Annotated in this window: 7 protein-coding genes, 1 tRNA gene and 1 pseudogene; 6 read left to right on the forward strand and 3 right to left on the reverse strand. The window is 69.1% G+C overall.

All coding sequences use genetic code 11. The annotated features are described in order from the left end of the window. Positions 1–323 precede the first annotated feature (323 nt). Positions 324–400 (reverse strand) — tRNA-Ile (locus ACXJKR_RS15245). Between the two features lie 47 nt (positions 401–447). Then, positions 448–1,455, reverse strand: coding sequence for a heat-inducible transcriptional repressor HrcA (gene hrcA, locus ACXJKR_RS15250; RefSeq protein ID WP_457323541.1), 1,008 nt, complete (start codon positions 1,453–1,455; stop codon positions 448–450). A gap of 67 nt (positions 1,456–1,522) precedes the next feature. Between hrcA and ACXJKR_RS15255 the strand changes: the two genes are divergently transcribed. From ACXJKR_RS15255 to ACXJKR_RS15280, 6 genes are all read left to right on the forward strand, one after another. Beyond that, positions 1,523–2,389 carry an NAD kinase gene (locus ACXJKR_RS15255; RefSeq protein WP_056193829.1) on the forward strand — a complete coding sequence of 289 codons (867 nt, stop codon included), beginning with the start codon at positions 1,523–1,525 and terminating at the stop codon, positions 2,387–2,389. A 10-nt stretch (positions 2,390–2,399) separates the two neighbouring features. Continuing rightward, positions 2,400–4,094, forward strand: a complete 1,695-nt coding sequence (gene recN, locus ACXJKR_RS15260; protein ID WP_457323542.1) for a DNA repair protein RecN — start codon at positions 2,400–2,402, stop codon at positions 4,092–4,094. Then, positions 4,091–5,005: an RNase adapter RapZ gene (gene rapZ / locus ACXJKR_RS15265; RefSeq protein WP_457323543.1), complete on the forward strand. Its 915-nt coding sequence runs from the start codon at positions 4,091–4,093 to the stop codon at positions 5,003–5,005. The genes recN and rapZ overlap by 4 nt, the downstream gene beginning before the upstream one ends. A 77-nt stretch (positions 5,006–5,082) precedes the next feature. Continuing rightward, positions 5,083–5,469 carry a BlaI/MecI/CopY family transcriptional regulator gene (locus ACXJKR_RS15270; RefSeq protein WP_457323544.1) on the forward strand — a complete coding sequence of 129 codons (387 nt, stop codon included), beginning with the start codon at positions 5,083–5,085 and terminating at the stop codon, positions 5,467–5,469. Further along, positions 5,469–7,190, forward strand: a complete 1,722-nt coding sequence (locus ACXJKR_RS15275; RefSeq protein WP_457323545.1) for a M56 family metallopeptidase — start codon at positions 5,469–5,471, stop codon at positions 7,188–7,190. Before ACXJKR_RS15270 ends, ACXJKR_RS15275 begins: the two co-directional genes overlap by 1 nt. A gap of 2 nt (positions 7,191–7,192) precedes the next feature. Continuing rightward, a complete protein-coding gene (locus ACXJKR_RS15280; protein WP_457323546.1) occupies positions 7,193–8,320 on the forward strand; it encodes an FAD-dependent oxidoreductase in 1,128 nt (375 codons plus the stop codon). A gap of 350 nt (positions 8,321–8,670) precedes the next feature. Here ACXJKR_RS15280 and ACXJKR_RS15285 read toward each other — a convergent pair. Continuing rightward, positions 8,671–10,028, reverse strand: a pseudogene (locus tag ACXJKR_RS15285) (methyl-accepting chemotaxis protein); the annotation flags it as partial.

Consider the following 10,028-nt stretch of genomic DNA (forward strand, 5'->3'; position numbering starts at 1 on the left):
GGAACAGGAACAGGAACAGGAACAGGAACAGGAACAGGAACAGGAACAGGAACAGGGCGAGGCGCGCCTGCGGCGCGCTGGCAGCCGCAAGCGGCCGCCCGCGCCGCCAAGCTACGCGCATCGCCCAGCAGATCCATCAACACGCCGTAGGCGCATGCCCCAAGCAAGACAGCCACAGGGCCAGCGCGCGCGAGGACTGCTGGCGAAGCCGCGTGATCGATGGTCAGCAGATAACCAGTGCACGCCGCCTACGCTGCGCCTACTTTTTCATTTCTAGGATGGCATCCCGCCACCCCAAACATCGAGAGAACCCCGATGGATATTGGTAGGCCGTATTGGACTTGAACCAATGACCAAAGGATTATGAGTCCTCTGCTCTGACCAACTGAGCTAACGGCCCCCGGGGAGGAGGCGCGGATTCTAGTCAGGCCCTGAGCTGACGTCGCATCAACGCTGAGACAGCGCCTGCCCCACCATCCGCGACGTGATGTCGACGATCTGGATCATGCGGTCGTAGGCCATGCGCGTCGGGCCGATGACGCCCAGCGTGCCCACCACCTGGCCGTCGACCTCGTAGGGCGCGCTGACGATGGACAGTTCCTCATAGGGCACGACCTGGCTTTCGCCGCCGATGTAGATGCGCACGCCCTCGGCGCGGCTCGACGTGTCGAGCAGGCGCATCAGTTGCGTCTTCTGCTCGAAGAGGTCGAACAGGCGGCGCAGGCTGCCCATGTCGTGGCTGAAGTCCTGCACGGCCAGCAGGTTGCGCTCGCCGGAGACGACGACCTGCTCCTGCTCCTGCACCATGGCCTCGGTACCGACCTGCACCGCCGCGCTCATCAGCCCGGCGATCTCGCCGCGCAACTCGTCCACCTCATGACGCAGGCGCTCGCGCACGGCTTCGAGCGTGAGGCCGGCGTAGTTGGCATTCAGGCGGTTGCTGGCTTCGGCAAGCTCGGACTGGCTGAGGTCCTGTGCGGTGAAGATGACGCGGTTCTGCACGTCGCCATCGGGTGCAACGAGGATGACGAGCACGCGGCGCTCGCCCAGGCGCAGGAACTCGATGTGGTGGAAGACGCTGGCCTTCTTCGGCGACGTGACCACACCCACAAAGCTGGACAGGTTGGACAGCATCAGCGCCGCGCTGGCGATGACGCGCTGGGGCTGGTCGGGCTGCAGCCGGGCGGCATCCACGCCAATGAGACCGGGCTGGGCCGTCAGCATGGTGTCGACGAACAGGCGGTAGCCGCGCGCCGTGGGGATGCGGCCGGCGCTGGTGTGGGGGCTGGCGATGAGGCCGAGGTCTTCGAGGTCGGCCATCACATTGCGGATGGTCGCCGGGCTGAGTTCCAGGCCCGAGGCCTTGGACAGCGTGCGCGAGCCGACCGGCTGCCCGTCCGCGATATAGCGTTCGACCAGGGTTTTCAGCAGGGATTTAGATCGCTCGTCGAGCATGCCCGCATTCTATGGACACCCCTTTTCCTGCAGAGAGAGGCGATACCCCTGTGGTGTAATTTGCCGCATGGCCGAGCGCTTCAGACATGTCGCCATCGTGGGCAAGCATCAAGCGCCTGGCATCGGGCCGGTGCTGGAGGAGATTGCCCAATTTTTGTGCAGCCAGGGCTTGGATGTCTCGCTGGAAGCGGACACCGCGCTCAACACCGGCCTGACGGGCTATGAAGCGCTGTCCAACGACGAGCTGGGCCGGCAATGCGACTTGGCGGTGGTCATCGGCGGTGACGGCACGATGCTCGGCTTCGCACGGGACATGGCCCGCCACGGCATTCCGCTGGTGGGCATCAACCAGGGGCGGCTGGGCTTCATCACGGACATTCCCATCGAACGCTGGCGCGAGTCATTGGCGCCAGTACTGGCAGGCGACTACGAAGTCGAGCCGCGGGCGATGCTGGAAGGCGCGGTCTGGCGCGACGGCGAATCCATCTTCTCCGGCCTGGCACTCAATGACGTGGTCGTGAGCCGCGGCGGCAGCTCCGGCATGGTGGAGCTGAAGATCGAGGTCGGCGAGCAGTTCGTCGCCAACATGCGCGCCGACGGCCTCATCGTGGCCTCGCCTACCGGTTCCACGGCCTATGCGCTGTCGGCCGGCGGGCCCATCCTGCACCCCGGCATCGCCGGCTGGCTGATCGTGCCCATCGCGCCCCACACCCTGTCCAACCGGCCCATCGTGCTGCCTGACCTGGGCGAGGTGCGCCTGGAGATCGTCGCCGGCCGCGATGCCTCGGTGAATTTCGACATGCAAAGCCTCGCGAGCCTGCTGCACGGCGACACCATCACCGTGCGGCGCAGCCAGCACCAAGTCCGCTTCCTCCACCCCAAGGGCTGGAGCTATTACGCGACCCTGCGACGCAAACTGCGTTGGTATGTTTAGAGCCTGACCCATGCTGCGGCACCTGAGCCTGAAGGATTTCGTCATCGTCCCTGCGCTGGAGCTCGACTTCGAGCCCGGCTTCGCCGTGCTGACCGGCGAAACCGGCGCTGGCAAGTCCATCCTGATCGACGCGCTGCAGTTGGCCCTGGGCGGCCGCGGTGACGCCGGCGTGGTGCGCGAAGGTGCGGCCAAAGCCGAGATCACCGCCGAGTTCGACACGCCGGCGCATCTGCGCGCCTGGCTGGACGAGGCCGGTTTCGACACCGATGACACGCTGCTGCTGCGCCRCGTCATCGACGCCGCGGGAAAAAGCCGCGCCTGGATCAACGGCGGCGCCGCCACGCTGACGCAGCTGCGCGAACTGGCCGACCATCTGCTCGACATCCACGGCCAGCATGCCTGGCAGGGCCTGACCCGCCCCGCCGCCGTGCGCGAGCTGCTGGATGGCTTCGCGGGGCTGGACACTGTGCCGCTGGGCCGCGCCCACGCCGCATGGAAGCAAGCCGTCGAGGCGCTGCAAAAGGCCCWGGGTCAGCAGGCCGACGCACTGCGCGAGCGCGAGCGGCTGGCCTGGCAGATCGGCGAGCTGGACGGCCTGGCGCCCGCCGAGGACGAGTGGGAGGAGCTGAACGCCGAGCACGGGCGCCTGTCGCACGGCCAGTCCCTCATCGACGCGGCCAAGTCGGCGCTGGATGCGCTGGACGAGGCCGAGCCCAGCGCCCAGTCCCTTGCCGGCGGCGCGCTGGACCAGCTCGAACGCGTGCTCGACCACGACGCCCGCCTGCTGCCCGCCGTGCAGGCCCTGCGCGACGTGCAGGCCCAGCTGCAGGACGCCAGCCACACGCTGTCGGCCTATCTGCACAAGGCCGATCTCGACCCCAGCCGCCTGGCCGAGCTGGACGAGCGCGTGTCGGCCTGGATGACGCTGGCGCGCCGCTACCGCCGCCAGCCTCACGAGCTGCCGGCCCTGCTCGCGCAATGGCGCACCGAGCTGGCCCAGCTTGACGCCGCCAGCGACCCCACCCTGCTCGAGGCGGCCCTTGCCGCCGCGCGCCAGGCCTTCGACGCCGAGGCCCAGGCCGCCAGCCGTGCGCGCAAGAAGGCGGCGCCGCAGCTGGCGTCCGCCGTCACGGCGGCGATGCAGCAGCTCGGCATGGCGGGCGGCCAGTTCGACATCGCCCTGAACCCCACCGACGGCCCGCAGAGCTTTGGCGTCGAATTCGCCGAATTCCTCGTCGCCGGCCATGCCGGCAGCACGCCGCGGCCGCTCGCCAAGGTGGCCTCGGGCGGCGAGCTGTCGCGCATCGCGCTGGCCATTGCGGTGACGGCCAGCCAGGCCGCAACCGACAACGCGCCCGGCACCTTGATCTTTGACGAAATCGACGTCGGCATCGGTGGCGCCGTCGCCGAGACCGTGGGCCGGCTGATGAAGCAGCTCGGCCATTCGGCAACCGGCCAGCGCCAGGTGCTGGCCGTCACCCACCTGCCCCAGGTGGCCGCGTGCGCAGACCGTCATCTCGTCGTCGCCAAGGCCTTGCAAGGCACGAGCACCGTCAGCTCCGTCAGCCCCGTGGCCGGCGAGGCCCGCGTGGCCGAGATCGCCCGCATGTTGGGCGGCGAGCGCCTGTCGTCCACCAGCCTGGCGCATGCGCAGGAGATGCTGGACGCGTCCACGGCGATCAAGCCGCGCAAGGCCCGGTCATGAGCATGGACACGGATCTGCACGGCGACGTCGTGCTGCTGACCGGCATGTCCGGCGGCGGCAAGTCGGTGGCCATGCATGCGCTGGAAGACGCCGGCTATTTCTGCGTGGACAACCTGCCCGCGGAGCTGCTGCTGGACTTCCTGCGCCTGGAGCAGCAACGCGGTGAACGACGTGTCGCCATCGCGGTGGACGTGCGCTCGGCGAGTTCGCTGCCGCTGATGCTGCCGCTGCTCAAGGACCTGCGAGCCACCGGCGTGCCGGTGCGCTCCATCTTCCTGGACGCCAACAACGAGGCGCTGATGCGGCGCTTCTCCGAGACACGCCGGCCTCACCCGCTGCGCGAGGACCGCGACACCGGCTTCGGCGCGCTGGAAGGCGCGGCCGATGACAGCCACCGCCTGTTGCTGGACGCCATCAAGCTGGAGCGCGAACTGCTCGGCGGGCTCAAGGCCGAGTMCACCGTCATCGATACCAGCCAGCTGCGCCCGGCGCAGTTGCGTGCCTGGCTCGGTGATCTGGTCGGCCCGCATGTCGGCGCCAAGCTCACCCTGGTTTTCGAGAGCTTCGCCTTCAAGCATGGCGTGCCCAGCGACGCGGACTTCGTCTTCGACGTGCGCGTGCTGCCCAATCCCTATTACGACCGGGAGCTGCGCCCGCTCAACGGCCGCGATGCGCCGGTGGCGGCTTATCTCGCAGCCCAGCCCGAGGTCGGCCTGATGATGGGCCAGATCGCCGGCTTCCTGTCGCGCTGGCTGCCCAATTTCGCGGCCGACCAGCGCAGCTACCTGACCGTGGCCATTGGCTGTACCGGTGGCCAGCACCGCTCCGTGTATCTCGTCGAGATGCTGGCGCGCCAGTTCAGCCACCACGGCCATGTGCTGAAGCGCCACCGCGAGCTGGACGCAAGGTAGAGCCCCTCGCTCGGCCCGGTGGGAAGTTCAGAACAAATGTTCTAGACATCGCGTTCTAGAACGTTTATTCTGAACCCATGAGTCGAACCCCTTCCTCCAAGCCAACGGCGGCCGAGCTGGACCTGCTGCGCGTGCTCTGGCGCCTGGGCCCCGCCGATGCGAAGGCCGTGCACGAGGCCCTGCTGCCCGAGCGGCCCGACGCCACCTATGCCACCGTACTGCGCCAGCTGCAGGTGATGCACGGCAAGGGCCTGCTGACCCGCGACGAGAGCCAGCGCCCGCAGCTCTACGCCCCCGTGCATGCCCAGGACAAGCTGCAGCAGTCCCTGGTGAAGGACTTCATCAGCAAGGCCTTTGCCGGCTCTGGCAAGGCCTTGGTGCTCGCGGCCCTGAAGAACCACGTCAGTGCCAAGGAACGCGCGGAGATCCGCCAGTTGCTGGCCGGGAAGGGAGATGAAGCCTGATGAGCCTGGACATCGCCATGATTGCCTGGGGCTGGGCCCTCGTGAACTTCGTCTGGCAGGGCGTCGTCGTCGGCGCCGCCGTGGCCCTGCTGCTGGCGCTGATGCGCGGCGCATCGGCACGCTGGCGCTATGCCGTCTGCGCGGCCGGCCTGGGGCTTTGCCTGGGCCTGCCGCTGGCCCAGTGCCTGGACCTCGCACCCGCCGACGCCGAATTCATCGGCGAGCTGCCGCCGCTTGCTGAGCAGATGCCGGCCCTGGTCAGCGCCTGGGCCCTGGGCACGGCGCTGATGCTGGCGAGGTTGGCCCTGGGCCTGGCCTGGGTCGGCCGTGCGCGGCGGCGCAGCATGCCGGCACCGGCCGAATGGCAGGCGCGGCTGGACGGCCTCGCCCGACGCCTGGGCCTCAAGCGACCCGTCCCGCTGCGCCTGCTGCCCGACCTGGCCGGCCCCATCGCACTGGGCATGTTCAGGCCCTGCGTGCTGCTGCCTGCCGCCCTGCTCACCCGCCTCCCGGTGGACCTGATCGAAGCCCTGCTGGCGCACGAGCTGGCTCATGTGCGGCGCTGGGACTACGCGGCCAACCTGCTGCAGAGCGCCGTCGAGGCCCTGCTCTTCTTTCACCCCGTCGTCTGGTGGCTGTCGGCTCGCATGCGTCATGAGCGCGAGCTGGTGGCCGACGAGATCTCGGCCGAGCTGCTCGGTGATTCACGCCGCCTGGCCCTGGCCCTGCACGCCCTTTCTGAAATGGACTCCTCCGATATGACTCCCTCTCCTGCGCTCGCCGCTCGCGGCGGCGACCTGCTTGCCCGCATCGAGCGCCTGCTCGCGCCGCGCCCCCAGGCCACGGGCTGGAAGCTGGCCCTGCCGGCGCTGCTGATCGCCGCGACCAGCTTCGTCGTGCAGGCCAAGGGCCGTGAGCCGGTCGAGCCGCCGCCCAGCCCCGTGGCCATCGAGGCCGAGGCGCCGCCGGTTCAACAACTGCGCCTGCCCGTCAATGCCAAGCACGTCGTCGTCATCGACGACGCCACCGGCAAGGTGCTGATGGCCCGTGACGCCGACACCGTCGTGCCGATCGCCTCGCTGACCAAGCTGCTGACGGCCATGGTCGTGCTCGACGCCAAGCTGGACCCGAACGAGAAGCTGCGTATCACGAGCGACGACGTCGACACGCTCAAGCACAGCCGCTCGCGGGTTCGCGTCGGCACGCAGATGAGCCGGCAGGCCGCGCTGGAGCTGGCGCTGATGGAGTCCGAGAACCGCGCCGCCGCGGCACTGGCGCGCACCTTTCCCGGCGGGGAGGCCGGCTTCGAGAAGGCCATGCAGGCCAAGATCCGCGCGCTCGGCCTGAAGCGCACGGCCATCACCGACCCGACCGGGCTGTCGCCGGCCAATACCTCGACCGCCACCGAGATGGCGGCCATCACGGCAGCGGCGGCGCGCTACGGCGAGATCGAGCGCATCACCAGCGTCAAGAAGGCCAAGGTGCCGGTCGACGGCCGCCAGCGCGACGTGCGCAACACCAACCGGCTGGTCGGCGCCAAGGGCTGGAACATCCGCGTCTCCAAGACCGGCTATACCGAGGAAGCTGGCCGCTGCCTGGCCATGCGCATCCTGAACGGCAAGCGCCCGGTGACCGTGGTGCTACTGGACGCCGACGGCTCGGCCAATCGCCTGCGCGATGCGGCGCTGATCCGCAAGTCGCTGGCCCGCCAGGCTTTCTGACCGTGCAACGCCGTCATCTGCTTGCGGCCGGCAGCGCCGCCCTGTCCTGGCCCGCCTTTGCGCTGGACTTCGCAGCCCCAGCGGCGCCGGCTGTGATGCGCGCCAGCGTGGACCGCATCGTCGACATCGCCGTCGGCATCCGCCCTTTTCGCGCCCAGGGGCCGCGCATCGAGGTCGAGAGACGCTTCGACAAGACCGTCGTCCACCACTACGGCCACGGCGGCAGCGGCTGGTCACTGTCCTGGGGTTCGGCCCAGCGCGCGCTGGCGCTGATCCAGTCGCGCGGCGGTCGCCCGGGTGAGCGCATCGCCGTCATCGGCTGCGGCGCCATCGGCCTGACGACGGCGCGCACCGCCCAGCAGGCCGGCTACAAGGTCAGGCTCTACGCCAAGGACCGGCCACCCCGCGTGCACTCCTCAGCGGCCACCGGGCTGTGGACGCCGGACTCGCGCATCGTCACCAGCGAACACGCCAGCGAGGCCTGGACGGYCGATTGGGAAGCCATGGCGCGTGCCTCGTTCAAGGTGCACCAGAGCTATCTCGGCCTGCCCTCCGGCCCCGTCGAATGGCATGACGGCTATGTCGTCGCCGACGAGGATTTCGATCAGGCCCTGCCCGGCCACATCGGCGAGCCCGACTATCCGGAGCTGTCGTCGCGCATCGCCGACCTGCGCCCGCAGGGCAAGGCGCTCTCGGCCGCGGAGCATCCTTTTCGCAAACCGCACGCACGCCGCTTCACGCAACTCATTTTCAACGTCCCGGCCTACCAGCGCCTGCTGCTGGACGATTTCGCCCGCGACGGCGGCGAACTGGTGCAGCGCGAGTTCCGGCAGCCGCGCGACTTTGCCCGCCTGCCCGAGCGCGTCATCGTCAACTGCACGGGCGACGGTGCGCGCAAGCTGCTGGGAGACACCAGCATGACACCGGTGCGCGGCCAGACGGCTCGACTCATTCCACAGCCCGAGGTGGACTACGCGCTGATCTATCGCGGCCAGAACCTCGTCGTGCTGCCGCGCCGTGACGGCCTGCTGGTCGCGGCCATGGGTGAGCACGACTTCGGCAATGACGACCTGCGCCCCGACCGGGCCCAGAGCGAGGCCGCGGTGCAGCGGCTCGCCGGCCTGTTCTAGAAAGTCTCCCAATCGCCCTCGGCCTGGCTGGGCGCGGGGGCTGGCTTGGGCGCCGCAGTGACCGGCGCGGGCCTGGCTTGAGCCGCAGGGCGCGGTGCAGGTTTGGGAGTCGCAGCGCGAGGCGCCATGGCAGACCGCGCTGCCGGCTTGGGCGTGCCGCGTGGCCCTGGCGCCGCAGCGCCCGCATCCACGCGGAAGGCCGCCACCGCCTCGGCCAGCTTGGCCGTCTGCATGCGCATGCTCTCGGCCGCGGCCGCCGTCTGCTCCACCAGGGCCGCGTTCTGCTGCGTGGCCTGGTCGAGCTGGCTGACGGCCGCGTTGATCTGGCCCACGCCTTCGCTCTGCTCTCGGCTGGAGACGGTGATCTCGCCGACGAGGTCGGTCACCTTGCGCACCTCGTTGACCATCTGGCCGATGGTTTCGCGCGCGGCCAGCACCTGGGCGCTGCCGCTCTCGACCTTGCTGACACTGTCACCAATGAGGCTTTTGATCTCCTTGGCCGCCTCGGCGCTGCGCTGGGCCAGCAGGCGCACCTCGCCGGCCACGACGGCAAAGCCGCGGCCCTGCTCGCCCGCCCGCGCCGCCTCGACCGCCGCGTTCAGCGCGAGGATATTGGTCTGGAAGGCGATGCCATCGATGGTGCCGATGATGTCGGAGATCTTGCGGCTGGAGGTCGAGATCGCGTCCATCGTCGTGACGACCTCACCGACAGCGGTGCCACCGGCGCCGGCCACTTCGGAGGCATGGTTGGCGAGCTGGTCGGCCTGGCGTGCGTTGTCGGCATTGGCCTTGATCTGCGCGGCCATCTGCTCGACGGAGGCGGCCGTCTGCTCGAGGCTGGAGGCCTGGCTCTCGGTGCGCGCCGACAGGTCGGCATTGCCCTGGGCGATCTCGGCCGCTGCAACGCTGAGCTGGTCGCAGCCCAGGCGCACGCCCGACACCATTCGCGCCAGGTTCTGCGTCATCTCGTCCAGCATGGTCAGCAGCTGGCCGAGCTCATCGCGCGAGCTGCTGTGCAGGCGCTGCGTCAAGTCGCCGGCCGCCACGGCCTTGACTGCGTCGGAAGCGCGCTGCACGGGGCCGGTGATGGAACGGGTGATGGACAGGGCCGCCAACACGCCGATGACCAGGGCCACGAGCGATGCGATGCCGAAGATCCACAGCACGCGGCGGTAGGCACTCTCGGCGGAAGCGGTCGTCACGCCGGCCAGCTTCTCGTTGTAGTCCCACCATTTGCCGACGTTCTGGCGCAGCGGCAGGAAGACGGTGCGGGCGGCCCCATTCATCTCCCGGGCTGCCGTGCCCTGGGTCGGGTCGGCGGCACTCTCCTCTGAAGCCTTGAGGACTTTTTCCTGGCCCGCGAAATAGGCCTCGGCGCCCTCGCGCACCGTCTTCAGCAGCCCACGATCCTCGTCGTCGGCGGCCAGCAGCTCATAGTCCTTCAACCGCTGGCGGACGTCGTCACGCGCCTTGACGATCTGGCCAGAGAGTTCCTTCTTCTGCTTGTCGTCGTCCGTCAGGATGTGCTGCTGCTCGTACCTCCGCGCGTCGGAGATCGCACCGTCGATCTGGTGAATGATGCGCAGCGACGGCAGGATGTTCTCGGGGTAGTACTCGGCGTAGTAGTTGATCGACTTCGCCAGCAACGTGCCGACAAAGGCCATCGCCAGCATCAGCGCCAGCAACACGAAGAACGCCAATCCCAGGC

The organism is Roseateles sp. P5_E11, from assembly GCF_054049355.1.